General features: G+C 66.6%; 31 protein-coding genes and 1 tRNA gene. 11 read left to right on the forward strand and 21 right to left on the reverse strand.

What is annotated here, in order from left to right:
- Positions 1 to 67 precede the first annotated feature (67 nt).
- The 3 genes from WJU17_RS08440 to WJU17_RS08450 are packed head-to-tail and all read left to right on the forward strand — an operon-like array spanning position 68 to position 1,831.
- The gene (locus WJU17_RS08440) at positions 68 to 721 is read left to right on the forward strand and encodes a MotA/TolQ/ExbB proton channel family protein (protein WP_346326879.1); all 654 of its coding nucleotides are present in this window, start codon (positions 68 to 70) and stop codon (positions 719 to 721) included.
- A 1-nt stretch (position 722) separates the two neighbouring features.
- On the forward strand, positions 723 to 1,163 hold the full coding sequence (locus WJU17_RS08445; RefSeq protein WP_346326880.1) for an ExbD/TolR family protein: 441 nt from the start codon (positions 723 to 725) through the stop codon (positions 1,161 to 1,163).
- Complete coding sequence (locus WJU17_RS08450) at positions 1,160 to 1,831, forward strand: energy transducer TonB (RefSeq protein WP_346326881.1); 672 nt, start codon at positions 1,160 to 1,162, stop codon at positions 1,829 to 1,831. Before WJU17_RS08445 ends, WJU17_RS08450 begins: the two co-directional genes overlap by 4 nt.
- Before the next feature lie 15 nt (positions 1,832 to 1,846).
- On the opposite strand, the gene WJU17_RS08455 is transcribed toward WJU17_RS08450, so the two are convergent.
- Positions 1,847 to 2,521, reverse strand: a complete 675-nt coding sequence (locus tag WJU17_RS08455; protein ID WP_346326882.1) for a hypothetical protein — start codon at positions 2,519 to 2,521, stop codon at positions 1,847 to 1,849.
- A 64-nt stretch (positions 2,522 to 2,585) separates the two neighbouring features.
- Between WJU17_RS08455 and WJU17_RS08460 the strand changes: the two genes are divergently transcribed.
- The gene (locus WJU17_RS08460; protein ID WP_346326883.1) at positions 2,586 to 3,464 is read left to right on the forward strand and encodes an alpha/beta hydrolase; all 879 of its coding nucleotides are present in this window, start codon (positions 2,586 to 2,588) and stop codon (positions 3,462 to 3,464) included.
- On the opposite strand, the gene WJU17_RS08465 is transcribed toward WJU17_RS08460, so the two are convergent.
- The 5 genes from WJU17_RS08465 to WJU17_RS08485 all read right to left on the reverse strand — a co-directional run bounded on the left by WJU17_RS08465 (position 3,461) and on the right by WJU17_RS08485 (position 7,392).
- Positions 3,461 to 3,850, reverse strand: coding sequence for an ankyrin repeat domain-containing protein (locus WJU17_RS08465; protein WP_346326884.1), 390 nt, complete (start codon positions 3,848 to 3,850; stop codon positions 3,461 to 3,463). The two genes, WJU17_RS08460 and WJU17_RS08465, sit on opposite strands and share 4 nt — an antisense overlap.
- Before the next feature lie 8 nt (positions 3,851 to 3,858).
- The gene (locus tag WJU17_RS08470) at positions 3,859 to 4,698 is read right to left on the reverse strand and encodes an SDR family NAD(P)-dependent oxidoreductase (protein WP_346326885.1); all 840 of its coding nucleotides are present in this window, start codon (positions 4,696 to 4,698) and stop codon (positions 3,859 to 3,861) included.
- 13 nt (positions 4,699 to 4,711) lie between these two features.
- Positions 4,712 to 5,362 (reverse strand): glutathione S-transferase family protein, encoded by a 651-nt coding sequence (locus WJU17_RS08475; protein WP_346326886.1) that lies wholly within the window; start codon positions 5,360 to 5,362, stop codon positions 4,712 to 4,714.
- Between the two features lie 109 nt (positions 5,363 to 5,471).
- A complete protein-coding gene (locus tag WJU17_RS08480; RefSeq protein ID WP_346326887.1) occupies positions 5,472 to 6,509 on the reverse strand; it encodes a glycosyltransferase family 1 protein in 1,038 nt (345 codons plus the stop codon).
- Between the two features lie 49 nt (positions 6,510 to 6,558).
- A complete protein-coding gene (locus WJU17_RS08485; protein WP_346327421.1) occupies positions 6,559 to 7,392 on the reverse strand; it encodes a UDP-2,3-diacylglucosamine diphosphatase in 834 nt (277 codons plus the stop codon).
- A 177-nt stretch (positions 7,393 to 7,569) separates the two neighbouring features.
- Here WJU17_RS08485 and WJU17_RS08490 point away from each other — a divergent pair, with 177 nt between their 5' ends.
- Complete coding sequence (locus WJU17_RS08490) at positions 7,570 to 8,472, forward strand: diacylglycerol kinase family protein (protein ID WP_346326888.1); 903 nt, start codon at positions 7,570 to 7,572, stop codon at positions 8,470 to 8,472.
- 7 nt (positions 8,473 to 8,479) lie between these two features.
- On the opposite strand, the gene WJU17_RS08495 is transcribed toward WJU17_RS08490, so the two are convergent.
- Positions 8,480 to 9,988 (reverse strand): 3-hydroxyacyl-CoA dehydrogenase, encoded by a 1,509-nt coding sequence (locus tag WJU17_RS08495; protein ID WP_346326889.1) that lies wholly within the window; start codon positions 9,986 to 9,988, stop codon positions 8,480 to 8,482.
- Positions 9,989 to 10,123: 135 nt separating this feature from the next.
- On the opposite strand from WJU17_RS08495, the gene WJU17_RS08500 reads away from it, so the two are divergent.
- Both WJU17_RS08500 and WJU17_RS08505 read left to right on the forward strand, forming a co-directional pair.
- Positions 10,124 to 10,984, forward strand: coding sequence for a sulfurtransferase (locus WJU17_RS08500; RefSeq protein WP_346326890.1), 861 nt, complete (start codon positions 10,124 to 10,126; stop codon positions 10,982 to 10,984).
- Positions 10,985 to 11,177: 193 nt separating this feature from the next.
- Positions 11,178 to 13,034 carry a potassium/proton antiporter gene (locus WJU17_RS08505; protein ID WP_346326891.1) on the forward strand — a complete coding sequence of 619 codons (1,857 nt, stop codon included), beginning with the start codon at positions 11,178 to 11,180 and terminating at the stop codon, positions 13,032 to 13,034.
- On the opposite strand, the gene WJU17_RS08510 is transcribed toward WJU17_RS08505, so the two are convergent.
- From WJU17_RS08510 to WJU17_RS08520, 3 genes are read right to left on the reverse strand one after another with little or no spacing between them, the layout of a single operon-like run.
- Positions 13,031 to 13,417, reverse strand: coding sequence for a RidA family protein (locus WJU17_RS08510; protein ID WP_346326892.1), 387 nt, complete (start codon positions 13,415 to 13,417; stop codon positions 13,031 to 13,033). The two genes, WJU17_RS08505 and WJU17_RS08510, sit on opposite strands and share 4 nt — an antisense overlap.
- 20 nt (positions 13,418 to 13,437) lie before the next feature.
- The gene (locus tag WJU17_RS08515) at positions 13,438 to 14,199 is read right to left on the reverse strand and encodes a glucose 1-dehydrogenase (RefSeq protein WP_346326893.1); all 762 of its coding nucleotides are present in this window, start codon (positions 14,197 to 14,199) and stop codon (positions 13,438 to 13,440) included.
- The gene (locus WJU17_RS08520; protein WP_346326894.1) at positions 14,199 to 14,963 is read right to left on the reverse strand and encodes a glucose 1-dehydrogenase; all 765 of its coding nucleotides are present in this window, start codon (positions 14,961 to 14,963) and stop codon (positions 14,199 to 14,201) included. The genes WJU17_RS08515 and WJU17_RS08520 overlap by 1 nt, the downstream gene beginning before the upstream one ends.
- A gap of 137 nt (positions 14,964 to 15,100) precedes the next feature.
- Here WJU17_RS08520 and WJU17_RS08525 point away from each other — a divergent pair, with 137 nt between their 5' ends.
- Complete coding sequence (locus tag WJU17_RS08525) at positions 15,101 to 15,595, forward strand: hypothetical protein (RefSeq protein WP_346326895.1); 495 nt, start codon at positions 15,101 to 15,103, stop codon at positions 15,593 to 15,595.
- Between the two features lie 3 nt (positions 15,596 to 15,598).
- On the opposite strand, the gene aroQ is transcribed toward WJU17_RS08525, so the two are convergent.
- The 9 genes from aroQ to WJU17_RS08570 form a co-directional block, all read right to left on the reverse strand.
- Positions 15,599 to 16,876: a gamma subclass chorismate mutase AroQ gene (aroQ, locus tag WJU17_RS08530; protein WP_346326896.1), complete on the reverse strand. Its 1,278-nt coding sequence runs from the start codon at positions 16,874 to 16,876 to the stop codon at positions 15,599 to 15,601.
- Between the two features lie 105 nt (positions 16,877 to 16,981).
- Positions 16,982 to 17,428: a thioesterase family protein gene (locus WJU17_RS08535; protein ID WP_346326897.1), complete on the reverse strand. Its 447-nt coding sequence runs from the start codon at positions 17,426 to 17,428 to the stop codon at positions 16,982 to 16,984.
- A 1-nt stretch (position 17,429) separates the two neighbouring features.
- Positions 17,430 to 18,209, reverse strand: a complete 780-nt coding sequence (locus WJU17_RS08540; protein ID WP_346326898.1) for an SDR family oxidoreductase — start codon at positions 18,207 to 18,209, stop codon at positions 17,430 to 17,432.
- A gap of 64 nt (positions 18,210 to 18,273) precedes the next feature.
- Positions 18,274 to 19,425, reverse strand: a complete 1,152-nt coding sequence (locus WJU17_RS08545) for a phage tail sheath C-terminal domain-containing protein (RefSeq protein WP_346326899.1) — start codon at positions 19,423 to 19,425, stop codon at positions 18,274 to 18,276.
- 68 nt (positions 19,426 to 19,493) lie between these two features.
- On the reverse strand, positions 19,494 to 19,709 hold the full coding sequence (locus WJU17_RS08550) for a hypothetical protein (protein ID WP_346326900.1): 216 nt from the start codon (positions 19,707 to 19,709) through the stop codon (positions 19,494 to 19,496).
- Between the two features lie 138 nt (positions 19,710 to 19,847).
- Positions 19,848 to 20,195: a glycine zipper 2TM domain-containing protein gene (locus WJU17_RS08555; RefSeq protein ID WP_346326901.1), complete on the reverse strand. Its 348-nt coding sequence runs from the start codon at positions 20,193 to 20,195 to the stop codon at positions 19,848 to 19,850.
- A gap of 227 nt (positions 20,196 to 20,422) precedes the next feature.
- A tRNA-Glu gene (locus WJU17_RS08560) sits at positions 20,423 to 20,498 on the reverse strand.
- Positions 20,499 to 20,571: 73 nt separating this feature from the next.
- Positions 20,572 to 20,994, reverse strand: coding sequence for a M67 family metallopeptidase (locus WJU17_RS08565; protein ID WP_346326902.1), 423 nt, complete (start codon positions 20,992 to 20,994; stop codon positions 20,572 to 20,574).
- Entirely contained in the window at positions 20,991 to 21,377 is a 387-nt protein-coding gene (locus WJU17_RS08570; protein ID WP_346326903.1) for a hypothetical protein, read from the reverse strand. The genes WJU17_RS08565 and WJU17_RS08570 overlap by 4 nt, the downstream gene beginning before the upstream one ends.
- Here WJU17_RS08570 and WJU17_RS08575 point away from each other — a divergent pair.
- From WJU17_RS08575 to WJU17_RS08585, 3 genes are all read left to right on the forward strand, one after another.
- The gene (locus tag WJU17_RS08575) at positions 21,376 to 22,368 is read left to right on the forward strand and encodes an RluA family pseudouridine synthase (protein ID WP_346326904.1); all 993 of its coding nucleotides are present in this window, start codon (positions 21,376 to 21,378) and stop codon (positions 22,366 to 22,368) included. The genes WJU17_RS08570 and WJU17_RS08575 overlap by 2 nt on opposite strands.
- Before the next feature lie 111 nt (positions 22,369 to 22,479).
- On the forward strand, positions 22,480 to 23,391 hold the full coding sequence (gene rpoH / locus WJU17_RS08580; protein WP_346326905.1) for an RNA polymerase sigma factor RpoH: 912 nt from the start codon (positions 22,480 to 22,482) through the stop codon (positions 23,389 to 23,391).
- Between the two features lie 143 nt (positions 23,392 to 23,534).
- Positions 23,535 to 23,822 carry a DUF1294 domain-containing protein gene (locus tag WJU17_RS08585; RefSeq protein ID WP_346326906.1) on the forward strand — a complete coding sequence of 96 codons (288 nt, stop codon included), beginning with the start codon at positions 23,535 to 23,537 and terminating at the stop codon, positions 23,820 to 23,822.
- 18 nt (positions 23,823 to 23,840) lie between these two features.
- Here the strand turns inward: WJU17_RS08585 and WJU17_RS08590 are convergent, their stop codons facing one another.
- Together WJU17_RS08590 and WJU17_RS08595 are read right to left on the reverse strand one after the other, a co-directional pair.
- Positions 23,841 to 25,133 carry an adenylosuccinate synthase gene (locus WJU17_RS08590; RefSeq protein ID WP_346326907.1) on the reverse strand — a complete coding sequence of 431 codons (1,293 nt, stop codon included), beginning with the start codon at positions 25,131 to 25,133 and terminating at the stop codon, positions 23,841 to 23,843.
- 2 nt (positions 25,134 to 25,135) lie between these two features.
- On the reverse strand, positions 25,136 to 26,281 hold the full coding sequence (locus tag WJU17_RS08595) for an ATP phosphoribosyltransferase regulatory subunit (protein ID WP_346326908.1): 1,146 nt from the start codon (positions 26,279 to 26,281) through the stop codon (positions 25,136 to 25,138).
- Positions 26,282 to 26,315: the final 34 nt, after the last annotated feature.

Below are 26,315 nucleotides of genomic sequence, written 5' to 3' on the forward strand. Positions count from 1 at the left end.
GTTGCAAATCAGTATTAGTTACACAATAAGATTTACCGTCTTCTCGGCCACTCATCGGACCCGAACCATGCCCGTGACTCACGATCTTTCGCTCTGGACGCTGTTCTGGCAGGCCAGCCCGGTCGTCAAGGGTGTTATCGTCCTCTTGATCGTCCTGTCCGTTGCATGCTGGTCGATCATCATCGAGAAAGCCATTCGCCTCGGCACGCTCCGCCGTCAGGTGGCGGCGCTCGCGGCGTTGGACGAAGGTGCCGCCGCACCGGGCATCGGCGCGGTCATCATGGCCGCTGGTCGGGCGGAGGCGCAGGACCGACTGGGCGATGAAACCCGCACCGAACTGCGTGACCGGATCGAACGGGCCATGCGCGTCGCCATGGCGCGCGAGTTGCGCAGGATCGAACCCGGTCTGCCGTTCCTTGCCACGGTGGGCTCGGCCGCGCCTTTTATCGGCCTGTTCGGGACGGTATGGGGCATCATGCACAGCTTCTCCTCCATCGCCAGTTCCAACAATGTCAGCCTCGCGGTGGTGGCGCCGGGGATCGCCGAGGCGCTGTTCGCGACGGCCATCGGCCTCGCGGCGGCGATCCCGGCCGTGATCGGCTACAACAAGCTGGCGGTCGATCTGGGCCGCTGCGGACAGGAGATCAACACCCTCATCATCGGTCTGTGCAAGCAGATGATGCGGGTTGAACCCCAGCCCGCGTTGCGCAGGACCGCGTGACATGGCCGCCAATCCCATCGAGCCCGCGAGTTTCGAAGAGGGCGGCTACAAGCCACTGGCCGAGATCAACGTCACGCCGCTGGTCGACGTCATGCTGGTGCTGCTGATCATCTTTATGATCACCGCGCCGCTGATGCTGTCCAACGTGCCGCTGGAATTGCCGAAACTGTCCGGCCCCAATCTGGACCGGCCGGAAGAGCCCCTGGTCGTGAGCCTGAACCGCGACGGCGCTATTTTCCTCAAGGACGAGAAGCTCGGCATGGACGAACTGCTCGTGCGCCTCTCCGCGCTGGCGCCCGCGCGCGGCAATGACGTGATCTTCGTGCGCGGCGACAAGGGAGTCGAGTACGGCTCGGTGATGGAGGTGCTCGGCAAGGTCGGCGAGGCAGGCTTCGCCAAGATCTCGCTGATCGCCGAGAACCCGCCCGGGACGGCGCGGTGAGCTGGATTCCGGTCTCATCGAGGCTGGTGGCCGTCGGCATTCATGTCGCGGGCATCGGCATTGCCATGAGCATGCCGTCGAGCCCGCCGCCGCCCAGGCCCCGTGACATTCCGATCACCCTGTCCATCGCGCCTCCGGCACCGCCCGCGCCGAAAGTGCTGGAGAAGGTCGAGGAGCCGAAGCCGGTCATCACACCGAAGCCCAGGCCCAAGCCGATCGTCGAGGACATCCCGCCGCCACTGCCGCAGCCTGTCGCCCCGCCCGCGCCCGCCGTGATCGCCAGCGCGGCCACTTCCATCGCGGAGACGGTGACGGCGCCGGCGGAACCTGTCGCGCCCCCGCCACCGCCGCCACCCTCCCCAAGCCCGGGCGACGTCAAGGCGAAGGATGATTATTTTGCCCGTCTCCTCGCCTGGCTGGAGCGGCACAAGCGGTATCCCGGCGAGGCGCGCTCGCGGCGAAACGAAGGCACTGTCATGGTCCGCTTCACCATGGATCGAACGGGCCGCGTCCAGAAGTGCGCTCTGGACCGGACCTCGGGGTCTCCGGTACTCGACACCGCCGCGCTCAAGATGGTCGAGCGTGCCTCGCCCCTGCCGTCCATGCCGAAGGAAATGCCCGACCAGCAACTTGAACTGGTCGTGCCGGTCGAGTTCTATATTCGTTGAGCCGGCACGCCGGGATCAGGTTTTTTCCTGACGCATCAGGCGGCGATACATCATGGTCAGCAGCTCGGACATCTCGCTCATGACGCGCGACATCCGCATCTGATCCTGCCGCAGCTGTTCCACGTCCGGTGCGGGCTGCGGGGCCGGCGCTGGCGGTTCCTTGGCAGGCTTGGGCAATTCCACCTTCACCAGATCCTGCAGCGATTTGTGCGCCTGCTGGATGAGGATGTCCTTGCGGCGCATCTCCTCGGCATGCTGTTGGCGCACCGCCACCAGTTCCGACCGAAGGAAGTCAATTTCACCGACCATGCTCTTGTGCTGGCGCTCGAGAACATCGAGCAGCGGTACAAGGCGCTGGCCGAGCGTGTCCTCCCTTTGCACGGGTGCAGGGGACCCGCTCGCTTTCAGCGCCTCGACTTCCTCGCGCAACGCCTGGTTTTCCTGCCGCAGGCGTGCCACGGCCTCGGCCCGCAAGGCCCGCTTCTCCTCGGCCGCCCGTGCCTTGTCCGCGACCGCATGCTCGATCTCCGGCTCGATGTAGACGAACCAGTTGTTGCCGATCTGGGTGCCGCGACGCTTGCCGCGCTTGATCTGCTTGAGGAGACGATTGGGCGTCAGTTCGAGGACTGCCGCTGCATCCTTCAATGTGGCCCATCGGCCCAGTGCGGGATCGCTGGCGGGGTTGGTCACTGAGTTCTCGCACGCTAGAGTGGCGGATGCGCATACTCGCATAAGTCTCGGGAAGGAGCCAGCCATGTCGGCCAGCGTGACGATAGACAAGACAGCCACTTACCGCTCCAACGACGGGCTCGACCTGTTCTATCGCGACTATGGCGACCATGCATCGGGCGGCGTGCCGGTGATCTGCATTCCCGGGCTCACGCGCAATTCGCGCGATTTCGACGCGTTGGCCCAGCGGCTGTCAGCCGACCGCCGTGTGATCTGCCCTGACCTACGCGGACGCGGCTATTCAGCCTGGGACCCGAATTACGTCAATTATGCTCCGGGCACCTATGTGCGGGATGTCCTGACGCTGCTGGACCATCTGGGTATCGACCGCGTGGTGTCCATCGGGACGTCGCTGGGCGGCATCATCACCATGGTGATCGCGGGCGCGAGGCCCGGCCTTCTGGCGGGCGCCGTGCTGAACGATATCGGTCCGGTGGTCGGCCCGGGAATCGCCCGCATCCAGTCCTATACGGGCAAGGCGGACCCGGTCGCGACCTGGGACGAGGCCGTCGCGCAGGCGAAACTGGTCTATGGCGCGGCCCTGCCCGGCCTGACCGACGCGGAATGGCAGGCATTTGCCCGTCGCGGTTATCGCGAGGACGATGATGGCCGCCCGCGCCTCGACTACGACCCCCGAATCGGCGATGCCATCCGCGAGGCCCCCGCGCCCACCGGAGATCCGTGGCCCCTGTTCCTTCGCCTGAAGGACATACCGACGGTCGCGATCCGCGGTGCCCTGTCCGACATTCTGGAGCAGGAGCCCTTCGAGGAAATGGGCCGCCGCAAGCCGGACACGGTTCTGGTCACGGTTCCGAACCGCGGCCACGTCCCGCTGCTGGACGAGCCCGAGGCGGCGGCCGCCATCGACGCCCTGCTCGCCTCGGTGGATGTCAGCGCGCGCTAGCGCCCTTCCAGCAGCGCAACCAGCCTCTTGCGCCGCATGTTGCGTGCCATGTCCACGGGCGTGACGCCATCCTCGTCCTCGGCCAGGGGGTTGGCGCCCTTGGCCAGAAGAATGGCGATCACTTCCACATGCGCCTGCGACACGGCCTCGTGCAGCGGTGTGTTGCCGGTCGCGCCGGCCGCATTGACGTCGGCGCCGGCATCGATCAGTGCCAGCACCTCCTCCGCGACGCCTCGAACACAGGCGACATGCAGCGGATAATCACCAAAATTGCCTTGGACGTTCACCGCGTCCAGGCGAATTCCGGCGAATTCAGGGAGCCGTTCCGCCACGTAACGTGCCAGCACGTCGCGGCCAGTCAGTTTCACCAAGGTCAGAAATCCCATGGTCAGGGTCAATCCATCCGCAAGCCGCCATCCACGTTCAGCGTCTGGCCGGTGATGTAGGACGCGTCCGGGCCGCACAGGAACGCAACGGCCGCCGCCTGTTCCGACGGCTTGCCCTGCCGGTCCATCGGGATGACCGTGCGCACGCCCTTCTTCACGTCGGCGAAGTCGCGCTGATACAGCTCGGCCGTCCGCTTGAAGGTGCTGTCCATCATGTCGGTGTCGGTGGAACCCGGGCAGACGCAATTGACCCTGATGCCCTGCTTGGCCAGTTCGATGGCCATCTGCTGGGTCAGTCCGATCACGGCGAATTTGGACGCGCAATAGGCGCCGTAGAGCGGCAGTCCGACCCGGCCCGCCATGGACGAGATATTGACGATGGCGCCGCCGTCGCCGCTTTTCAGCATGGCCTTCGCGGCCAGCTTGGAGACCAGATAGACTCCGTTCAGATTGACATCGACCGTGCTGTACCAGAGCTCGTCCGACATCTCGACCACCGACGCCGCCCCGGCATCGCTCGCCACGCCGGCATTGTTGACCACCGCGTAGACCGGACCCAGCTGCTTCTCGGTTTCCGCGATCAGGGTCTCGACCTGTTCGCGCTTGGTAACGTCGCACAGGATGGCGGCGGCGCGCCGGCCCATGGCGCGGATTTCCTCGGCGACGCTCTCCGCGCCTTTCCAGCCGTCGGCCTTCTCGTGATCGGGAAAGGTCGCCGGATCGCGCGGATAGGCCGAGACGGCAACGTCGAATCCATCCTGCGCTAGCCTCAGCGCGATGGCCCGGCCAAGACCGCGCTTGCGGCCGGCACCGGTGACGATGGCCACTTTACCGTTGGAATTTCCCATGATGTCTCTCCCCTTAAGCGCGCGCGGCCAGCATGGCCTTGAACGTCGTATCCATGTCGTCGAGGATGCGGCCCAAGACCGCATGCCGGCTCATGTTCATCCAGTAGGCTTCCAGTTTCGGGCTGTCGCGCAGCGGATCGTGGTCGCCGAAGAACGCCATGACGTAGTGCACGAAGAACAGAACGGGCGGTACGGCGCAATCCGCCAGGGTGAGCGACTCGCCGATGGCGAACTCGTCTCCCTCCATGAAGCCTTCCAGCAGCACGACGCCCTGCCGAAGCGCCGCGATACCGGCGTCGGCTGCCGCCTGATCGCGGGTGGCCGGGTTGAGCTGGGCGAACAGCGGAAACATCGGCCCCATGATGTACAGGTCGCAGACCCGGTTGATCAGCCGCGCCCGCGCGCGGACCACCGGATCGGCCGGCCGCAGCGCCGGCGTCGGATGGACATCCTCGAGATATTCGCAGATCAGCTCGGATTCCGGCAGCGTCAGGCCGCCATCGATCAGTGTGGGCACCTTCCCGATGGGATTGATGGCCAGATATTCGGCGGATTTCGGCGAGCCGCCGGGTGGCAGCTCCTGCTCATAGGTCATGCCCTTGATGGCCAGAACCGCGCGCACGCGTGCCACGAAGGGCGAATAGGACGGCCCGTATATCTTCATGAACTTCCCCGATCATGTCTCCCGGACTCCTTTCTAAAGGGGTTTAGGGGATCGGGGAATGGGAAAGCGCGAAAGGGGTCCGCCTGTCGCGGCCTGATGCGTCAGCGCTTCAGGCCGCGACCTCTAAAGGGGCCAGATTCTCCACGAATTGGCGGGTGCAGGCCTCCCAGCTGAACGCTTCGGCGAAGTCGAGGCAAGCCGCCCTGTCCAGCCTGAGCGCGCCTGCGATGGCCGTCGCCAGATCCTCGGACAGGCAGCCAACGGCGCCGCGATCGGCGCTGTCGCCGCGCGTGGCGCGTTCGCCGAGCACGTCGAGCGGCCCGGGCACCGGATAGGCCGCCACGGGTACACCGCACGCCAGCGCCTCGAGAATCACCAGGCCGAACGTGTCCGTCCTGCTGGGAAACACGAAGACGTCGCTCTGCGCGTAATACCGCGCCAGTTCCTCGCCCTGCTTGACGCCGGTGAACACCACGTCGGGATAGGCCTTGCGCAACTCGTCCAGCTGCGGGCCATCGCCGACGACCACCTTCGTGCCGGGCAGGTCGAGGCTGACGAAGGCTTCGAGATTCTTCTCGACCGCGACTCGCCCTACATAGGTGTAGACCGGTCGCAGCATGTCCATCGCGGTCTTTTCCTGCGGGCGGAACACCGCCATGTCGACGCCGCGCGAGAACAGCGCCGTGCGGCCGAACCCGCGTTCCTCAAGTTCGCGGCGCAGCGACTCCGTTGCCGCCATCACCCGGTCCGCCGGCTTGTGGAACCTACGCAGCATGGCATAACCCCAGGACAGGGGCACATGAAACCGGGCGGAAATGTACTCGGCGAAGCGGGTATGGAACGCCGTAGTGAAAGACAGGTCTGCCTTGAGGCAGACGCCGCGCGCCGCCCATCCGAGCGGACCTTCCGTCGCGATATGAATGGCGTCCGGCTGAAATTCCGCCAACATCTGGCGCAGGCGGCGGCGCGGCAGGACGGCCAGCCTGATTTCCGGATAGGTCGGCATCGGCACGGTGCGGAACAGGTCGGGCGTGATCATCATCACGTCGTGCCCAAGCTTGAGCAGTTCCTTCCGGGTCGTGTCGAGCGTGCGTACGACGCCGTTTACCTGGGGAAACCAGGCATCGCTGACGATCGCGATTTTCATGGATCAACCTTGCGAGCGTGGGAGGATTGAGAGAAGGCGCGGCCCGTTTTCAGGCGAATATTTTTTCGCCATCGGCAGGCTCGGTCTTGCCGGCCAGATCGAAGCGTTCGACCACGTCCAGCCAGCGCAGGATCTCGAGGCGCCCGTCATGGTGTTCGACCAGGGCGGTACAGCTTTCGACCCAGTCGCCGTCGTTGCAGTACAGGACGCCGTTCATCTCGCGCATTTCCGCGTGATGGATGTGACCGCAGATCACGCCGTCCAGCCCGCGTTCGGCGCATTCCTGCGCCACGGCGACCTCGAAGCGGCTGATGAACTCGACCGCGTTCTTCACCTTGTGTTTCAGGTACGCCGACAGCGACCAGTACGAGTAACCGAGGCGGCGGCGTACCGCATTGACTACCCGGTTCACGGACAACGCCGCGTGATAGGCATGATCGCCGAGGAACGCCAGCCAGCGGGCATGCTTGACCACCGCGTCGAACGCGTCGCCGTGGAAGACCAGGAAGCGGCGACCGTCGGCGGTATAGTGGATCGTCTCGTTGGTCACCAGGACGCCGCCGAAGAAGTGGCCGGCGAAGTCGCGCAGCGCTTCGTCGTGATTGCCGGTGATGTAGATGATCTCGGTGCCCTTGCGCGCCTTGCGCAGCACCTTCTGCACCACGTCATTGTGTGCCTGTGGCCAGTACCAGCCCTTTTTCAGGCGCCACCCGTCGATGATGTCGCCGACGAGATAAAGCCTTTCGCACTCGGTATATTTCAGGAAATCGAGGAGATAGTCCGCCTGCGCCCCCTTGGTGCCGAGGTGAAGGTCGGAAATCCAGATACTCCGGTAGCGCAGCCCGCCTTCGTCCAGCAGCGGTTTCGGCAGGGCCACCTGCATGGCGCGCGGGCGACTGCCGCCGGCATTCCTTGCCGCCCTGGCCATCCAGCTGTCGCCCGGAATGTCCCGTCGCGATGTTTCTGCTTGTCGGATCATATAACCGTAATCTTTCTTGCTATGATCCCGTTGCTCGCTTAATTCCACCTCATCAAAATACCTGCCGGTAGTTACAGATTTATGTCCAAGACAAACCAGAACGCGCCCACGCGACGATTTCTTGTGATTCTCAACCCCATCGCCGGTCGCCGGCGTCAGGTTTTCTTGGAAAAGACGCTCGACAATTTACGCGCCGCCGGTCTCGACCTCATCGTCGAGGCCACGACGGCACGCGGCGATGCCGAGGCCATCGCGCGCCGGGTTGCCAATGGGGCCGAAGACGTGGACGCCGTGATCGCCGCCGGCGGCGACGGCACCATCAACGAGGTGGCCAACGGGCTGGTGGGATCGGACATGCCGTTGGGCATCATTCCGATGGGCACCGCGAACGTCCTCGCGAGCGAGCTGGACATATCGCCCTGGTCGGGACCGGTGTCCGACGTTCTGATCAATGGTGTCGCCCGGCCGATCCGCATGGGAGATATCGATGGCCGCCGCTTCCTGATGATGGCGGGCATCGGCTACGACGCCCGCGTCGTCGCGCGCATCGACCTGAAGCTGAAGTACCGGTGGGGCAAGGCCGCCTATGGGCTGGCTGGATTGCTGGAATGGCTGGAGCCGCCGCGCGCGCCGTTCCATGTGGTGGTCGACGGGGAATCCCGTGAGACCGCCTGGGCGATCATCGCCAATGGCCGCCGATACGCGGGAAAATACATCGTCGCGCCCATGGCGCGGCTGGACGCGCCCTCAATGACCGTTTGCCTGATGCCGGGCACCGGCAAGCTGGACATGCTGCGCTATCTCGCGGCGATCGGACGCGGCCGCCTGGACCGCGAGAAGGACGTCACCTTCATCGAGGCCCGGGACATTCTGATCCCGGACGCACCGCACGCCATGGTCGAGATCGACGGCGATTTTCACGGCGCCGGACCGGTCAGGATCTCGCTGGCGGACGAGGTCCTGAACCTCATCCAGCCAGCCTGATCCTGGTTCAGCCCTCCGGCGTCGTCAGCGACACGCCGAGCAGGGCACGGCGCTTCAGCCAGGCGCTCGGACGGTAGCGCGGATCGCCATAGAAGCTGTACATCGCCTCGAGGATGTCCAGCACGGTGCGCGCGCCGAGCGCGTCGCCGAATTCCAGCGGCCCCTTCGGATACCCGAGACCAAGGCGCACGGCCGCGTTGATGTCGTCCGGCGTGGCGATGCGCTGCTGGGCGATCTCGCAGCCCACATTGACGATGCAGGCGATGACGCGCTGGGCGATGAAGCCGGGGCTGTCGTGAATGACCGTGACCGCTTCGGCCGCCTTGGCGAACAGCGCGTGGGCGCCGTCGCGGATTTCCGGGCGGGTGACCGGCGTGGTCATCAGGGTACGGTGCGTGCCCAGGCCGAACAGCGGGTCGATGGCGACCGTGTTCGCCGGATCGATCGCCAGCTCGAGCGCGGTCGTCGTCGCGTCCTTGCCGACCGGCGAGATGATGTTGACCGTGTCGGCGCCCGGCACGTCGGCGATGGCGACGCCATTGGCCTTGGCCAGGTCGGCGACGATGGCCTGCACCTCGGGTGACGCCTTGGCGACCCAGACAGCCTTGGGCAGCGCCGTCGGCGCGGCCGCCCGCGCGAAGGTGCTGCGCTTGCCGTCCTCGTAGGAGTAGAAGCCTCGGCCCGTCTTGCGCCCATAGAGTCCGGCGGCGACACGCTGCGGCGCGAGGGGGTTCGGCACGTAACGCGGCTCGTTGAAGAACTGCTGCCAGATGCTGACCATCACCGGGAACGAGACGTCGAGGCCGGTCAGATCGAGCAACTCGAACGCACCCATGCGGAACCCGCAGGCATCGCGCAGCACGTCATCGATCACGGGATACTCGGCCACGCCCTCGGACAGGATGCGGAAGCCCTCGGTGTAATAGGCGCGGCCGGCATGGTTGACGAGGAAGCCGGGCGTGTCCTTGGCGCCGACCGGACGGTGCCCCATGGCGTTGGCCAGCGCGTTCAGGCGGTCGACGACCCAATCCTCGGTCATCAGCGCCTTCACCACCTCGACCACCTTCATCAGCGGCACCGGGTTGAAGAAATGGAAGCCCGCGACGCGGCCCGGCTTCTGGCAGGCGGCGGCGATGGCCGTCACGCTGAGAGAGGAGGTGTTGGTCGACAGGATGCAGTCGTCGGCGACGATGGCTTCCAGGTCGGAGAAGACCTTCTTCTTGACGTCCAGGTTTTCGAGGATCGCCTCGACCACCACCGTGCAGTCGGCGAAGCCCTCGAGCCCGTCGGCCAGCGTCAGATTGGCCTTGGCCGCGTCGGCGGCAGGCTTGTCCATCTGGCCCTTTTCGGCCGCGCGGTCGAGCATCTTGCCGATGAAGCCGGCCGCTTCGTCCATCGAGGCGCGGTTCATGTCGAACAGGCGGACCTGGCAGCCGGCCTGGAGGGCGATCTGGACGATGCCGCGCCCCATGGCGCCCGCGCCCAGGACGCCGACGATTTCATTCTGCTTGCTCACGAGATCCCCCGTTCGTTCGGCTCAATTCGGATGGTTGGGGTTCATAGCACAGGCAATTCGGCAGGTCCAAGCGCCTCGGCTGCGGATTCCCGCCGCCATATCCGTTATGCTGTCGGACACTCTGGGGAGAACGCGATGACCGACATGCAAGGCGATCTGGTGGAAACCGGCTGGCTGACCGGACATTTGAACGATGACAATCTGCGCGTCTATGACTGCACCGTGTTCCTGACGCCCAAGGGCGACGGTACGGTGAGCATCGAAAGCGGCCGGGCGCACTGGCAGGAAGGCCACATCCCGGGCTCTGGCTTCCTCGATCTGGTGGAAGATCTGTCCGACACCACGCAGGCGCTGCGCTTCATGATGCCGCCCGCCGAGAAATTCGCGAAAGCCATGAGCGAGGCCGGCCTGGGCGACGACTGCCGCGCCGTCCTCTATTGTGCCGGCCCGCCCATGTGGGCGACGCGCGTCTGGTGGATGCTGCGGGCCTTCGGTTTCGACAACGCCGCCGTGCTCAATGGCGGCTGGACCAAGTGGAAATCCGAAGGCCTGCCCATCTCCACCGAACCGCCATCCTACGAACCGGCCACATTCACCCCGCGACCGCGCCCGGGCCTGTTCGTCGGCAAGGACGAGGTCGCCGCCGCCATCGAGGACGGGCAGACCTGCGTGCTGAATACCCTCTCGCGCGACTTGCACGCGGGCAAGGTCGCCATGGGACCGCGCGCCGGGCGGATCGCCGGCAGCGACAACCTTCCCGCCATGGACCTTCTGGGCGAGGACCTGCGTCTGCTGGACGATCCGGCGCTGATGGAGCGGCTAGGCGGCATCGGCGCCGATCCGGATCGCCGGATCATCACCTATTGCGGCGGCGGCATCGCCGCGACGCTGACCGCCTTTGCGCTGACCCGGCTGGGACACGACAAGGTCGCGGTCTATGACGGGTCGCTGTCCGAATGGTCGGCCGACCCCTCCGCGCCCATGGAAACCGGATAAGCAGTCGCGGCGACGAAAAATCACGGCGTCCCCTCGCAGTCGGCGTTCGGAAAACCTACTTAAGTTTCCGGTGTATAACGGCTGGTCCTGACGGACCCGCAATGATTTCACGCCTCCGCCCCGCTGCGGATGTTACCCTGTCCCGCCGGCGGCTTTCCGCCGCTCCAGCAACCGAGGATCACAGAACCGTCCGATGGAATGGATCGACCATATCATCCTGCTGTCGTCCGGCCTGATCGTCCTGAGCATTTTGGTCGGGCTGGTCTCGACCCGCTTCGGCGCACCATTGCTGCTGGTCTTCCTGATTCTCGGCATGCTAGCGGGCGAGGACGGCCCGGGCGGCATCAAGTTCGACAATTTCTACACCGCCTATGGCGTCGGCAGTCTGGCGCTGGCGATCATCCTCTTCGACGGCGGATTGCGCACCGAGCGCAAGGATTTCCGCATGGTACTGGCGCCCGCGGCGACGCTGGCGAGCGCCGGCGTGCTGATCACGGCGCTGATCACCGGCGCCGCCGCCAAATGGTTCATGGGCATCGGCTGGATCGAGGCCATGCTGGTCGGCTCCATCGTCGCCTCGACCGACGCCGCGGCGGTGTTCTTCCTGCTGAACGTCCGCGGCGTCCGCCTGCGGGACCGGCTGCGCGCCACCCTCGAAGTGGAGGCCGGCCTCAACGATCCCATGGCCGTGTTCCTCACGCTGACCTTCCTCACTCTGCTGCAGATCAGCGCCGCGAGCCCGATCGAGGCGACCATCCAGACCTTGATGACGCAGGCCGTCGTGCAGCTTCTGGGCGGCATTTTCCTCGGCGTGCTGGGCGGCGCGGTGCTGCTGGCGCTGGTCAATCGCCTCAGCCTGTCGGCCGGTCTCTACCCGGTATTGGCGGTCGCCGGCGGCCTGTTCGTGTTCGCCCTTGCCCAGACGGTCGGCGCCAGCGGCTTCCTCGCCGTCTATCTGGCGGGCTATGTCTTCGGCCGTCGCCGGCACCGGGCGACCCAGATCATCAACCGCTTCACCGACGGCATGGCCTGGCTGAGCCAGATCGCCATGTTCCTGATCCTGGGCCTGCTGATCACACCGTCGAAGATGCTGCCCATGCTCGCGGCGTCCGTCGGGATCGCGCTTGTCCTGATCTTCGTCGCACGCCCGATTGCCGGCTTCCTTTGCCTGCGGCCTTTCAGGTACACGCCGCGCGAGATCGGCTTCGTGTCCTGGGTCGGCCTGCGCGGCGCGGTGCCGATCTATCTGGGTACCATACCGATCCTGGCCGGCATTCCCGGCTCGGAAACCTGGTTCAGCGTCGTCTACATGGTGGTGATCACCTCGCTGGTGGTGCAGGGCTGGACCATCGGCCTGGCGGGGCGCTGGCTGCATGTGGTGCTGCCGCCGCGTCCGCAGGCGCCGCAGCGCGTCGATATCGACCTGCCGCACGACATCGGCCGCAGCATGATCGCCTATACGGTCCAACCCGGCAGCCTGGCCATGCGGCGCAGCTATCCCCGGCTGCCGCTGCCCGATGAAGTCGATATCGTGTCCATCGTCCGCGACGGCGACATGCACGCGCCGGGCGAACTCGAACAGCTGGCGCCGGGCGACGATGTCCTGCTGATGACGCCGTCGGACCATGTGGCCCTGCTCGACCGCATTTTCGGCGCCAAGGCCGGTAATGTGCGCGATACCGCGGTGGAGCTGCTGGGCGAGTTCATCTTCGCCGGCGACACGCCGACCGGCGCCGTGGCCGATCTCTACGAGGTCAAGATCCCCGCCAACCAGAGGGAGGTCCCGCTGGGGTTGTTCATGGAAACCCACCTGCTGCTGAGGCCACGCGCCGGGCGGCGGCTCAGGCTGGGCGCCATAGAGCTGATCGTCGCGGAAACGCGCAAGAGCCGCGTGGTTCGGGTGGGCATCGAGCTGGAGCCCATGGAAGGCTCGCTGCGCAGGTTCGACCCGGGCATGATCTGGCTGCGATCGACCCTCTGGCTGCCGCTCAGCCGCGCCATCGGACGCTTCCTCCCGAAGGTGCCGACCCCCGCCTGGTGGCGGCGTTAAAGTTTGGCGACCCCGTCGATCTCGACGATCAGATCGCGGTGAGACAGCTCGCGGACGCCAATGGCCGTCCAGGTGGGATAAGGGTCGTTGACATAGCGGTCCTTGACCTCCGCGAACAGCGCGATGCTGTGTTGCAGCTCGATGTGATAGCTCTTCATCTCGACGAGATTGTCGAAGGTGGCGCCGACCTCGTCGAGGATCGCCTTCATGTTCTCGAAGCAGAGCTCGAACTGGGCTTCGTGATTTCGCGGAATGCCGCCTTCCGGCATGATGCCGAGGGCGCCCGAGATGTAGAGCGTGTCGCCGACCAGCAGGCCGGGAGAATAATGCCAGTTGTCGTGCAGACTTTTCAGCCTGTCGGGGACGATCATCTTCTTGTGCATGACACGCTCCTCTTCGCGGTTCAAAGCCCTCCGGTGACCGGCAGGATCTGGCCCGTGACCCAGCCGGACGCGGGCGAGCCTAGGTAAACAACGGCGGCGCCGATATCCGACGGCGTGCCGAAACGGCCCGCCGGAATGTTCACTTTCTCGAGCAGGCCGGGCAGACCCGACTCGTCGATGCCCAAGGCGTTCATCACAACCTCGGTCGGAATCCACGCCGGTTCGATGGCATTAACGCGAATGCGCGGCGCCAACTCGCGCGCGAAGGTCTCGGTCAGACTGTTCACGGCGGCCTTGGCCGCGCCGTAATGCCCGCTGCCGGGCACCGGTCCCCGCGCCGCGCGCGAGGAAATGTTGATGACCGCGCCGCCATCCTGCATGCGCTTGACCGCCGCGACCGTGCCGGCCCAGACGGCGGTCAGGTTGACGTCCATGCAGTGCCGCCAGGCATCGGGCGACGCGCCCGTCAGCGGCCCCATATAGGTCGAGCCGCCCGCGTTGTTCACCCAGATGTTCAGGCCGCCGAACGTATCGATCGCTGCCTTGGCGAGCGCATCGAGCGCATCGCTGTCGGTGACATCTGTCGGCACGGCGATCGCCTTGCCGCCCTTGGCGACGATATCGGCGGCGACGGCATCGATGTCGTCCTTGCGCCGCGCGGCGAGCACCACCGCCGCGCCCGCTTCGGACAGGGCGTGAGCGATCCCCTCGCCGATGCCCCGGCCGCCGCCGGTGATGACCGCCACCTGTCCGTCGAGCCGGTACTGATCGAGGATGCTCATCAATGACCTCCGGTCACGGGCAGCATCTGCCCGGTCACCCAGCCCGAGGCAGGCGAGCACAGATAGACGACGGCGGCGCCGATATCCTGCGGCCTGCCGAAGGTGCCCATGGGAATGGCGAGCTGTTTGGCCAACGCCGGCAAGCCGGCTTCGTCGGCCACGCCCAGCGCCGCCATCATCACCTCGGTCGGGATGTAGCCCGGCATGATGGCGTTGACCCTGATCTTCGGCGCCAGTTCACGGGCGAAGGTTTCGGTCAGACTGTTCACGGCGGCCTTGGCGGCGCCGTAGTGGCCGCTCCCCGGGATCGGCCCGCGCGCCACCAGCGACGAGATATTGACGATCGAGCCGCCCTCGCTCATGCGCTTTACGGCAGCCAGCGTCGCCGCCCAGACGGCGGTGATATTCAAGTCGATACAGTCCTGCCAGTCCTGCGGCGACAATTCGGTCAGCGGCCCCATGGCGCGCGATCCGCCGGCATTGTTCACCAGGATGCTCAGCGTGCCGAATTCGTCGACCGCCGCCTGCGCCAGCGCCTCGAGCGCCTGCGAGTTGGTCACGTCGGTGGGCACCGCCAGCGCCTTGCCGCCCTTGGTCCTGATGTCGGCCGCCACCTTTTCCACCTCGGCGCCGCGCCGCGCGGCGACCACGACCGCCGCGCCCGCATCAGACAGCGCATGCGCGATTCCCTCGCCGAGACCGCGTCCACCGCCAGTGACGACGGCAACCTGGCCATCCAGCCGATACTGGTCCAGAACTCCCATAAGCATCTCCCCGTTTTCCCCGAGTCAGCTTAGCACAATGCCGGCGGCGGCCACCCGAAAACGCCCGCCGATGGGAAATGGCGCCGCGGCACCGTATATCCTGTCGGGAGGGGTGCTCGCGAACGGGAGAGAACACCATGTCGAGACGGTCAATGGCCCTGTTGCCGGCTGCCATGCTGGCGCTGGGCTTGTCTATGTCGGCGCTGGCGGCGCCGGCAGACGCGCCGGAAGGCGCACCCGCGCCCACGCGCGCGCCCGGCGTGCCCGCCCAGGCCGCGCCGCCCGGCAAACAGGTCGATGCCTCGGACGTCACGGTCCATATCGGCTTCACGCCCGCCATGAAGGAATCCATTCGCACCTTCTACAAGGGCAAGGGCTGTCCCAAGGGCGAGGCGGCGCCGCAGGCGGGCTGCATCCCGCGCACCGATCCCGCGGCGACGCCGCGATATGGCGTCGGAAAGCCGCTCCCACGGGGAATCGAGGTCACGGCTCTGCCCAAGCCGCTGGCAGGTTCCATGGCCGCGCCGAAGGGCTACCGCTTCGGCCTGGTGGACGGCGACGTGCTGATGCTGGCGGAGGACGACAAGCGTGTCGCCGACCGTTATCCCGCCATCGATCCAGCGGCGCCTTGAGCGTTACTGGGCCGGCTTCTTGAGGTACTTGTCGAACGTCGCCTTCAGGGTGCCTTCGCTTTTCACCCGGTCCAGCCAAGCGTCCACATAGCGCAGCAGCGCGTCGTCGCGCGGCATCAGATAGGCCTTCTCGGTGAGCGTGAAGGTCCCGGCTAGCGCGGGGCAGAGCCGAGGATCGAGCGCCGACTGGTATTTGACCTCGATCTGGTCGGTGACCATCACGTCGGCGCGCCCGGCGGCGATCTCGTCGAAGATCTTGGTATTGTCGGGAAAGACCTGGATCGTCGCCGACATCAGCTTCGCCTGCGCGAACCGCTCGTTCGTCCCGCCCGGGTTGACGATGACCCGGACGCCCTTGCGGTCGATCTCCTCGACGGTGTCGTAGCGCGCTTCCTCGCCGCAGCGGACGATAGGCGTCTTGCCGTCCATCAGATAGCTCTGCGACTGATAGGCCTCGCGCTGGCGTTCCTGGGTCTTGGTGATGCCGCCCATGCCGATATCGAAGCGGTTCGCCTTCAGGTCCGTCATCAGATTCTGCCAGGTGGTTCGCACGAACACCGGCTCCACTCCGAGGCTCTTGGCCAGATCCATGGCCAGGTCGATATCGATGCCGGCATAGCCATCGGCCGCGACGCTGCTGAACGGCGGATAATCGCCCGTCGTGCCGATCCGCAGCTGCTTGCGGGCGACGATCCGGTCGAGCAGCGAAGCGCCCTGCGCGGCATAGGCGACGGGACTGGCGGCTTGGGCGATTTCTGCCAGGGCCTGTGGGGCAAGCCCGCGGGTCTTGGCGGCGGTCGTCAGAATGGAATTCAGATGCGCCCTTTGCTCGGGCACGTCCAGCAGCGGGCGCACCAGCACCAGCTGCGCCAGGATCGCGTCGCCGGCCCGGGCGATGGAGGGGCGCAGGATCGTGTTCAGGTCGAGATCGGGCTGGGTCGACGGAAAGCCCTTGGCTTTCCAGGTCGCGAACCAGCGCCGCTGCATCGCCTTGGAGGCCTCGATCTGGGCCGCCAGGAACGGGCGGACGGTCAGGAAATCCAGTCCCGTTGCCTCGGCGTTGATGGCGGCCGCGTCGAGCACGCGGGTTTCCTGCGCCAGATCCTCGATCGGCTTGTCGTTACGCCATTTCCACGCCGCCACATGCTCGGCCAGGTCGAGCCTATAGAGAATCAGCTCGGCGAAGCGCTGGATTTCAGCCGCCGGCGGCTGTTCCGCCTGCGCCGGCCGGGCGAACGCCGCCAGCAGAATCCCCAGCACCACGACCATGACAGACTTCATCCGACGCTCCACTATTGCGGCTTCACCTGCCGCGCGTTTCGACAGCCATACCCTTTCGGAGCCGCCATTGCCATGGCGGCATGAGCCTTTCCGCCCGCGCCAGCGTCAGGCGGCGGGCAAGTAGCCTTCGAGGGCACGCCGGAAGGAGTCGGACAGCCGTTCGCCCTTCCGGCTTTCGTGGCCGATATGCACCATGATCAGCCGGGCGGTCGCCACGCAGGTTTCGCCGAGGAACACGCCCTGCCCCATGACGAAGGAACTGTTGCCGATCCGCTCGACCCGCGTGCCGACGCTCAGTTCCCCGGTCTCGCGGATCTCGCGCAGATACCGGATCGTCTGCTCCGCCACCACGAAGCCGGCCACCGCCGCCTTGGGCAGCGCCTGACGGATGGTGTGGTTCAGCAGCCGATAGCGGCCCTCTTCCAGATAGGCGGCGACCACGCTGTTGTTCACATGGCCCTGCGTGTCCAGATCGCGCATGCGGACCAGGATCGGGTTGAAGACCGAATAGCTGTCGCGGCGCGCCAGGGCGTCCCAATCCGTGTCCGTCATGTCAGTAGATCGTGTAGGCGCCGTCGATCACCAGCGTGTCGCCGGTGTGATAGCGCGACGCGTTCGAGGCCAGATACACCGCGATGGCCGAGAAATCCTCGCCATCGGCCCAGCCGCCGGTCGGCACGCGGCTGATGACGTTCTCGTTGAACTTGTCCCACGCCTGCGCACCGGCGGTCATTTCCGACCGGACCCAGCCGGGACAGATGCTGTTGACGCTGATCCTGTGGCGCGCCAACTCGACCGCCATGGCGCGGCACATGGTCACCACCGCCCCCTTGGTCGCCGCGTAGTGCTCGTTGCGCGCCGCGCCGTGGATCGCCGCGGTCGAGGCGATGCCGACCAGCGAACCGCCGCCATCGCCCGCCTTGTGCCGTTCGATCATCGAGCGCGCCGCCTCGCGCAGGGTGAACAGCACGCCGTGAAGGTTGATCCCTTCCATCTTCTGGAAGTCCTCGAGCGAGATGTCGAACAGATCCTTGCGGCGGATCGATATCCCCGCATTGGCGATGGCCTGGTCGATGCGGCCGAACTCCTTGAGGATGTCGGCCATGCCGGCCTTGACCGCGGCCTCGTCGGAGACATCGACGACGGCGGCGCGCACCTCGCCGCCATGCGCCTTCAGCCGTTCGACGGCGCGGGCGTTCTTTTCCGCGTTGGTGCCCCAGATCACCACGCTCGCGCCGTGCATGGCGAGGCCCTCGGCCATGCCGATACCGATGCCGCCATTGCCGCCGGTAACCAGCGCCACCTTGCCCGTCAGGTCGAACAGATTTTTCACCCATGCCTCCCGCATTTCCGTTTTCGGCGGGAACGCTAGACCGGATCGGTGGACGGGAAAAGCCTCAAAGCGTCGGAGCAGCGGCCAGCGTGAGGCGCAGGATGATGAACTCAGACGGTTTGACGGGCGCGAAACCGATCATCAGGCGAACACGGCCCTGCGCCAGTTCCACCTCGCTCGTCGTTTGCCGGCCGCACTGGGTGAACCACGCATCCTTGGGCGCGGCGCCCACCAGCGCCCCATCACGCCAGTACGACTCCATGAAGCCATCGACCGTCTCGCGGATCGCCGCCCACAACGGTTCGTCATTCGGCTCGAACACGGTCCAGGCGAGACCCCGCTCCAGCGAACGTTCCAGATAGAGCGCGGCGCGGCGCACCGGCACGTAACGCCACTCCGAATTCGCCGACAGCGTCCGCGCGCCCCAGACGAGCGGTCCAGCCGTCCCCATGACCCGAATGACATTGATCGCCTGCGGGGTCAGACGCTCCTGCTCCGCCGTGCTCACTGTCACGTCGAGCGCGGCGCCGACGATGGTCGCCCCCGGCCCGGCCGGGGTTTTCCATACACCGCGCTCGCTGTCGGCGCGCGCGATGATGCCGGCCACGCTTCCCGATGCGCCGACCTCGTGGCCATCGGGCAGCTTCAGGCGCGGATAATAGAAGGCGGCGTTCGGCGACCGAACCTCCGCCAGCGCCGCGAGCCAGGTCCCCAGCGCATCGAGCCCCACGACCCCGGTCGGCGTGTCCACCAGCAGCAAAGCGCGCCGCGCCGTGCACACCGCCAGTGCCGCGCCATACAGCGCGATGCCGCGATCGGGCACATGGACGGCGTCCGGCAGGCACAGCAGGTCGAAATCCTCGGGCGTATCCATCAGCACCCGCAACCCATCCTCGATCGACGCGGCCGAATTGCTCGGCACGCGCACCAGGATGGCCTTGGTGCCGCCATTGAGGAAAAATTGCAGCACCGCGCGCGGCGCCTCGCCCAGGCCGTGGGCGCCGCCATAATCCCGTTCGAATTCGAACAGGCTGGAAATGTTGAGGGCCCGGCCCGAGGGACCCAGCGCGAAGGCGCCGACAAAGGCCGCGACGCCCGTCTCCACCCCGTTGATCGACCGCGCCTGCACCTGTATTTCCGGCACGTAAACACCCGGCCGGGACGATACCGACCGGGTCATCGACCGCATCCAGCGAACCACCTGCTTCAGAGCCATGCGCGAGATTTAATCGCCACTGTGGCGATTTTGTGAACCCGCCGGCTCACGGCCGCATGCCGGCCAGATCACGGCCGCATGAAAGTGAAATCCGTATCCGGATCGATGTTCTCGGCCACGAACTGCAACTCGCTGGCGATGTCGTCATAGCTTCGGGTCAGGCGATAAATCCGCACCACGTGATCGAGCAGGGTGCGGCCAAGAATGTCGCTCGGAACGCCGGCGGCGGCGGCCTCCTCGAGCATGGCGGCGACGTGGCGGGCGGCGATTTCCTTGTGCGGCATGGAAATAGGTTCTCCGGTTGGCGGGACCCTCAGGCTAGCGTGCCCCGACCGAAAGACCATTGATTGCGCTCAAGCAAAAGGCCCGCCATCCGGAGATGACGGGCCTCTCGTCAAACCTGAGCGATCAGGCGCGACCGATCAGCGGCACTTGATGTCGCCGCGATCGAGCTCACGGCCAACCAGCGCGCCGGCGCCGGCGCCGACCACGGTGCCGAGGGTCTTGTCGCCGCGGCCCGCGACCATGTTGCCGACGATGCCGCCGCCGACCGCGCCGGCGATCGCGCCGCCGGTACCCTTGTCACGCTTGCAGTGACGGTCGTAATCGCGGCTGTAACGCCGGTCGTAATCACGGCCATAATGCCTGTCGTGACCGCGATAGTCGCGGCTGTGGTCATAGCGATAGTCGTCGCGATAATGCCTGTCGCCCGCGAACGCCGGGGCCGCCACGGTCAGGGCCAGCACGCCTGCCAGAATTGCTCGTTTCATGACGTTTCACTCCTTCAACCTACGGCCTGCGCGGGGATACGCGCCGCCTGGGTCAATCAAATCGAACTACTAACGTTGACCTGAGAGGAAGGTTGCACGCGGCGGATGAACGGTAGCTGAAAGGGTGATTTTTTTCGCAGAGCCATCCTCCGGCCTCCACGCAGAAGGCGGAAGGGAACTCGGGGCTGCGCACGAAAGTCTGGAGTCGAGCACGGGCCGGAAATTGTTGGCGCTCCCTAGGGGACTCGAACCCCTGTTTTCGCCGTGAGAGGGCGACGTCCTGGGCCACTAGACGAAGGGAGCGTGAGGGCCGTGCGAACAGGCGCCTTAGATAGGCGGGACGGGCCTGCCGGATCAAGGGAAAAGTGCGGCCCGGTCAGGCCAGCATGGAAATCGGCACCGGATCGAAGCGGCCAGCGGCCTGGTTCAGGCGGAAGGCGTTGACCTCGCCCGCGCCCTCGGCGGTCACGCCGGCGATCAGCCAGATCATTTCCGGCTCCCATGCCTGGGCGCGGTCCCGCTCGGACGGGGCGGCCGGCGCGTCGGGATGGGAATGATAATGGCCGACGATCTCGCGGCCGGTGCCACGCAGTTCTTTCTGCAGGCGCAGGCGCAGGCGCAAATCGATCTCGAAACTGTCTTGCGGCGACGGCGACAGGTTGGCGCTGGCCTCGACGGCATCGACGGTCAGCACGTCGCCGATCCAGCCGCCGATCAGCAGGCCGCAGCATTCATGGGGATAGGCGGCGGCGGCGGCGGCGCGGATGCGCTCGATCAGCGCCGGCGCCAGCCGAATCACGGCGCGGCGGCAGGCAGCGGCGCCGCGGGCGCGGCGCCCGGCGCGAACCGCAGGGTGCCGAGAACGCCGCCGGTGGCGCGGTCGACCAGCAGCAACTGGCGCTGGCCATCCGGCATATCCACCAGGACATAAAGCTCGGCCGCGCCGCCCGTCACCTGCACCACCTTGCCGGCATAGGGAATCGGCACGTCCACATTGCCCAGCACCTTGGCGGGCGCGACCGGAGCGGACATGGCCGCCGGCGCATTGGCCCGGTCGCCCTTGCCCGCGGCGCGCATGGCGATGGTGACGATGATGACGCCGATGCAGACGATGATGGCGATACCCAGAACGATCACGATGATCTTGAGTACCCGCTGCTTTTGGTCCACTTCTTCGGTCATGTCCCAGCTTTCCGATCAGACTGTCGAAACCATCATCGCCGACGGCGCCGCCGGCGACCGGCTCGACAAGGCCCTGGCCGCCGCCCTGCCCGACATGTCGCGCGCCCGGATCCAGCAATTGCTGGCGGCGGGACATGTCAGCCGCATGGACGGGCCGGTCGCCCGGACCATAGACAACGCGTCCGCCAAGGTCAAACCGGGGGAGCGCTACGTCCTGTCGGTGCCGCCGGCGGTCGAGGCCGAGCCGCAGGGCGAGGACATTCCGCTGCGCGTGGTGTTCGAGGACGCGCATCTGATCGTCATCGACAAGCCGGCCGGGCTGGTGGTGCATCCGGCCGTCGGCCACGCCCAGGGCACCCTGGTCAACGCCCTGATCGCCCATTGCGGCGACAGCCTGTCGGGCATCGGCGGCGTGAAGCGGCCGGGAATCGTGCACCGGCTGGACAAGGACACGTCGGGCCTGATGGTCGCGGCCAAGAGCGACGCGGCCCATAACGGCCTCGCGGTGCAGTTCGCCGACCACAGCATCGAGCGTGCCTACCGGGCCATCTGCTGGGGCGCGCCGCGCCCGCGCCAGGGCACGGTCGATACCCAGATCGGCCGCAGCACCAGCAACCGGCAAAAGCGCGCCGTGCTGAAGGCGGGCGGCAAGCACGCGGTGACCCACTACGCGGTCGAGGAGGTTTACGGCGACCTGCTCGCGCCCGTCGCCAGCATGATCGAATGCCGGCTGGAGACCGGCCGCACCCACCAGATCCGCGTGCACATGGCCCATATCGGCCACGCCGTCGTCGGCGACCCCCTGTATGGCGCGGGCCGGCGCGCCAAGGGACTGAGCGCCGAAGGACAGGAGTTCGTGCGCGGCTTCGGCCGGCAGGCGCTGCATGCCGGCGTGCTGGGATTTGAGCATCCCGTTACCGGCGAGGTCTTGAACTTCGAAAGCGACCTCCCACCTGACATCGAGGCGCTCGCGCGCATCCTGGCTGCTTGAGTCCTCAAGCCCCCGCCTCTTCCGGGATGCAGGCTGGAGCCTGTCCGTGGGAGGGAATTGGCGTTTTCCGACGCAATCCCCTAAAATAAGAAAATGAGCGAAAGAACCGAGATGTCATCAGCACAGCTCCCGGCGCTTCTGAGTCCGGAAGGCAGTCTCTCCCGCTACCTGCAGGAAATCCGCAAGTTTCCCATGCTGGCGCAGGAAGAGGAGTACATGCTGGCGCGCGCGTGGCGCGAACATGGCGACACGGAAGCCGCGCACAAGCTGGTGACCAGCCATCTGCGCCTGGTCGCCAAGATCGCCATGGGCTATCGCGGCTATGGCTTGCCGCTGGGCGAGCTGATCTCGGAAGGCAATGTCGGCATGATGCAGGCCGTCAAGCGTTTCGACCCGGAAAAGGGCTTCCGGCTGGCGACCTATGCCATGTGGTGGATCAGGGCGTCGATCCAGGAATATGTCCTGCGCTCCTGGTCGCTGGTCAAGATGGGCACCACCGCCGCGCAGAAGAAGCTGTTCTTCAACCTGCGCCGCGTGAAGGGCCAGATCGAGGCCATCGAGGAAGGCGACCTGAAGCCCGAGAACGTCGCCGAGATCGCGCGCCGCCTCGGCGTGACCGAGGACGAGGTGGTCAGCATGAACCGGCGGCTGACCGCGCCGGATAGCTCGCTGAACGCGCCGCTGCGCGACGAGTCCGACAGCGAATGGCAGGACATGCTGGTCGACGAGGACATGGACCAGGAGGAGCGCCTGGCCGAGCGCGACGAATTGTCGCTGCGCCAGCAGCTGCTGATGGATGCCATGTCGGTGCTGAACGACCGCGAGAAGCACATCCTCACCGAGCGCCGCCTGCGCGACGACCCGGCGACGCTGGAGGATCTGAGCCAGCAATACGACATCTCGCGCGAGCGGGTGCGGCAGATCGAGGTCCGGGCCTTCGAGAAGCTGCAGAAGGCCATGAAGAACGCCATGAAGGACCGCCAGATCGCCGCCGGCGAAAGCCGCGCGGAACTGGGCGCCTGAGCACCCCGCGAGGACGCGGCGCCGTCAAAAGCGCCCCTGCACGGAAGACCGCGACACCGGCATCGGGAACAGCGCCCGAATGGCGCGGTCCCGTCGCCGCGCTCGTCGGCGCCAGCGCGTTTCTGGGCGGTCTCTGTTATCTGATGAAGATCGGCGCTGCGCCGCCGGCCGTCGTGATCGGCTACGCCGCCATGTCGCTCCTCTCGGCCGCCCTTTATGGCTTCGACAAGCTCGCGGCCCAGGGCGACGCGCCGCGCACCCCGGAGAGCACCCTCCATGTGATCGACCTGCTTGGCGGATGGCCTGGCGGGCTCATCGCGCAGCAACTGTTCCGCCACAAGCGAAACAAGCCGCCCTTCATGGTGGCGTTCGCGGGAACGGTCGCGCCGCATCTCGCGCTTTGGACACTCGTCAGCTACAAGGTCGCCTGATCAATACAGACCAGTCTATCAGTCCACGAACGGGTCGTGGACCAGGATGGTGTCCTCGCGCTCCGGGCTGGTCGACAGCATGGCGACCGGCGCGTCGATCAGTTCCTCGATGCGGCGGATGTACTTGATCGCCGTGGCCGGCAGCTGGGCCCAGGAGCGCGCGCCCTGCGTGCTGTCCTTCCAGCCTTCCAGCGTCTCGTAGACCGGCGTGACGCGCGCCTGCTTGTCGGCGCTGGCCGGCAGGTAGTCGATCTGTTCGCCGTCCAGCATGTAGCCGACGCACACCTTGAGCTCGTCGAACCCGTCGAGCACGTCCAGCTTGGTCAGCGCGATGCCCTGGATTCCGCCAACCTTGACGGCCTGGCGTACCATGACGGCATCGAACCAGCCGCAGCGGCGCTTACGCCCGGTGACGGTGCCGAACTCATGCCCCCGCTCGCCCAGCTTCTGGCCGATCTCGCAGGTCAGCTCGGTCGGGAACGGACCGCTGCCGACGCGGGTGGTATAGGCCTTCGTGATGCCCAGCACGTAGTCCAGCGCCCCCGGACCGATGCCGGCGCCGCCCGCCGCTTGGCCGGCGATGGTGTTGGACGAGGTGACGAACGGATAGGTGCCGTGATCGACGTCGAGCATGGTGCCCTGCGCGCCCTCGAACAGGATGCGCTGGCCCGACCGACGGGCTTCGGCCATGAACCGCCAGGTCGGCGACGCATAGGGCAGGATCTTGGGCGCGATCTCCTTGATCTGCGCGAACAGATCGTCGCGATCCACCTCGGGCTGGCCCAGCCCGCGGCGCAGCGGATTGTGATGCGCCAAAAGGGCGTCGATCCGGGTGTTGATCGCCTCGTCGTCTTCCAGGTCGCACACCCGCAGGGCGCGGCGGCCGACCTTGTCCTCATAGGCCGGACCGATGCCCCGGCGCGTCGTGCCGATCTTGGCGCGCTCGCTCGAGGCGTCCTCGCGCATGCCGTCCAACTCGCGGTGCAGCGGCAGGATCAGCGAGGCGTTCTCGGCCAGTTGCAGCGTCTCGGGCGTCACATCGATGCCCTGGGCGCGCAGTTTCTCGATCTCGGACACCAGCGCCCACGGATCGACCACCACGCCATTACCGATGATCGAGGGACGGCCGCGCACCACGCCAGAGGGCAGCAGCGAGAGCTTGTAGGTCTGGTCGCCCACGACAAGCGTGTGTCCGGCGTTGTGACCGCCCTGGAAGCGCACCACCACATCGGCGCGTTCCGACAGCCAATCGACAATCTTACCTTTGCCTTCGTCGCCCCACTGGGAGCCGATGACGACCACGTTTGCCAAGATCAGACTCCTTCAACACCGCCGTCGCGGTAGACATGGCTGCATCCGAGACGCCGCGCCTCGGCGGCATCGTCGGCGACCGGATCGAGACCGGCCACCGTGCGCCATCCATCGGCGCGCAACTGCTTCGCGGTCTCCCGCGCGATACCCGCCGGCACGAAAACCGACGCGGCGCGGCGCGGCTCGGGCAGCGCGCGCAACAGCGAATCCACATAGACGGTAAAGCCCACCGCCGGCTCGGCGCCCTTGGCGCCCTGCACCTGATAGCGCCCGCCACGGCCCAGCTCGCGGCTGGTGTTCCGGTCGAAGGCGGTGAAGCATATACCGCTGTGATACTCGAAATTCCGGTACTCGCCCGGGTCGATGGTCAGGATCAGCTCGGGCGACGCCTCGCGCAGCGTGCCGACCATGGCGCGCAATTCCTCGACCAGCGCGGCGGCCTCGCCGGGCAGGTCCAGCCGGAATAGCGCATCGAGCGCCTTGTCGGCCACGCCGCCGGCCAGCAGCAGCGTCTCCAGCACCTCGCGGGCGCGCCCCTCGAAGGCGGACAGGCCGGCCATGTCCTTTTCGTCGAGCGCCTCGCGCGCCGCGGCCGTGCTCTCGGCATCGAGACCCAGTCCGGCCGCCACGGCGGGCACCAGCGTCGGCACGGTCAGATCCACGGTAAAGTCGGTGGCGCCAACGGCGCGCAGTGCTTCGGCGGCCAGCAGCAGCACCTCGGCCTCGGCGCCGGTCGACGCGGTGCCGATCAACTCGATGCCCGCCTGCCCGAACTCCCGCTCCGACCGGAGCTTGCCGCTTTCCACCCGCAGCACCTGCCCCGCGTAGCACAGACGCAGCGGCCGGTGCGCGGCGGCAAGGCGGGTGGTGGCGACACGGGCGACCTGGGTGGTCATGTCCGTACGCACGCCCATCATGCGGTGCGAGGCCGGATCCATCAGGCGGAACATGCGGCGGCCTTCGGCGGCGCCCACGCCGGCTAGCAGGCTGTCCTCGAACTCGACCAGCGGCGGCGCGACCTGCTCATAGCCCTGCGAGGCGAAACATGACAGCAAGCCGGCCACGGTCGCGCTTTCCAGCTCGGCCCTGGGCGCCAAGGTATCGTGCAGGCCCTCGGGCAGGAGGGCGCGTGTGGCGGCGTCGGTCATGGTTTCGAGCCTAGCCCAACCAGCGGGCCGTGGT

Origin of the sequence: Iodidimonas sp. SYSU 1G8, assembly GCF_039655775.1 — a bacterium.
Classification (GTDB): domain Bacteria; phylum Pseudomonadota; class Alphaproteobacteria; order SMXS01; family SMXS01; genus RI-34.

Coding starts and splice junctions, on each gene's coding strand:
- WJU17_RS08575 (WP_346326904.1), top strand. CDS start 21,376: ATGTCCCAGCTTTCCGATCAGACTGTCGAAACCATCATCGCCGACGGC.
- WJU17_RS08545 (WP_346326899.1), bottom strand. CDS start 19,425: ATGGCTCTGAAGCAGGTGGTTCGCTGGATGCGGTCGATGACCCGGTCG.
- WJU17_RS08475 (WP_346326886.1), bottom strand. CDS start 5,362: ATGAAGATATACGGGCCGTCCTATTCGCCCTTCGTGGCACGCGTGCGC.
- WJU17_RS08525 (WP_346326895.1), top strand. CDS start 15,101: ATGTCGAGACGGTCAATGGCCCTGTTGCCGGCTGCCATGCTGGCGCTG.
- WJU17_RS08445 (WP_346326880.1), top strand. CDS start 723: ATGGCCGCCAATCCCATCGAGCCCGCGAGTTTCGAAGAGGGCGGCTAC.
- WJU17_RS08470 (WP_346326885.1), bottom strand. CDS start 4,698: ATGGGAAATTCCAACGGTAAAGTGGCCATCGTCACCGGTGCCGGCCGC.
- rpoH (WP_346326905.1), top strand. CDS start 22,480: ATGTCATCAGCACAGCTCCCGGCGCTTCTGAGTCCGGAAGGCAGTCTC.
- WJU17_RS08505 (WP_346326891.1), top strand. CDS start 11,178: ATGGAATGGATCGACCATATCATCCTGCTGTCGTCCGGCCTGATCGTC.
- WJU17_RS08585 (WP_346326906.1), top strand. CDS start 23,535: ATGAAGATCGGCGCTGCGCCGCCGGCCGTCGTGATCGGCTACGCCGCC.
- WJU17_RS08500 (WP_346326890.1), top strand. CDS start 10,124: ATGACCGACATGCAAGGCGATCTGGTGGAAACCGGCTGGCTGACCGGA.
- WJU17_RS08440 (WP_346326879.1), top strand. CDS start 68: ATGCCCGTGACTCACGATCTTTCGCTCTGGACGCTGTTCTGGCAGGCC.
- WJU17_RS08465 (WP_346326884.1), bottom strand. CDS start 3,850: ATGGGATTTCTGACCTTGGTGAAACTGACTGGCCGCGACGTGCTGGCA.
- WJU17_RS08520 (WP_346326894.1), bottom strand. CDS start 14,963: ATGGGAGTTCTGGACCAGTATCGGCTGGATGGCCAGGTTGCCGTCGTC.
- WJU17_RS08460 (WP_346326883.1), top strand. CDS start 2,586: ATGTCGGCCAGCGTGACGATAGACAAGACAGCCACTTACCGCTCCAAC.
- WJU17_RS08595 (WP_346326908.1), bottom strand. CDS start 26,281: ATGACCGACGCCGCCACACGCGCCCTCCTGCCCGAGGGCCTGCACGAT.
- WJU17_RS08535 (WP_346326897.1), bottom strand. CDS start 17,428: ATGACGGACACGGATTGGGACGCCCTGGCGCGCCGCGACAGCTATTCG.
- WJU17_RS08570 (WP_346326903.1), bottom strand. CDS start 21,377: ATGACCGAAGAAGTGGACCAAAAGCAGCGGGTACTCAAGATCATCGTG.
- WJU17_RS08550 (WP_346326900.1), bottom strand. CDS start 19,709: ATGCCGCACAAGGAAATCGCCGCCCGCCACGTCGCCGCCATGCTCGAG.
- aroQ (WP_346326896.1), bottom strand. CDS start 16,876: ATGAAGTCTGTCATGGTCGTGGTGCTGGGGATTCTGCTGGCGGCGTTC.
- WJU17_RS08485 (WP_346327421.1), bottom strand. CDS start 7,392: ATGCAGGTGGCCCTGCCGAAACCGCTGCTGGACGAAGGCGGGCTGCGC.
- WJU17_RS08480 (WP_346326887.1), bottom strand. CDS start 6,509: ATGAAAATCGCGATCGTCAGCGATGCCTGGTTTCCCCAGGTAAACGGC.
- WJU17_RS08510 (WP_346326892.1), bottom strand. CDS start 13,417: ATGCACAAGAAGATGATCGTCCCCGACAGGCTGAAAAGTCTGCACGAC.
- WJU17_RS08515 (WP_346326893.1), bottom strand. CDS start 14,199: ATGAGCATCCTCGATCAGTACCGGCTCGACGGACAGGTGGCGGTCATC.
- WJU17_RS08490 (WP_346326888.1), top strand. CDS start 7,570: ATGTCCAAGACAAACCAGAACGCGCCCACGCGACGATTTCTTGTGATT.
- WJU17_RS08555 (WP_346326901.1), bottom strand. CDS start 20,195: ATGAAACGAGCAATTCTGGCAGGCGTGCTGGCCCTGACCGTGGCGGCC.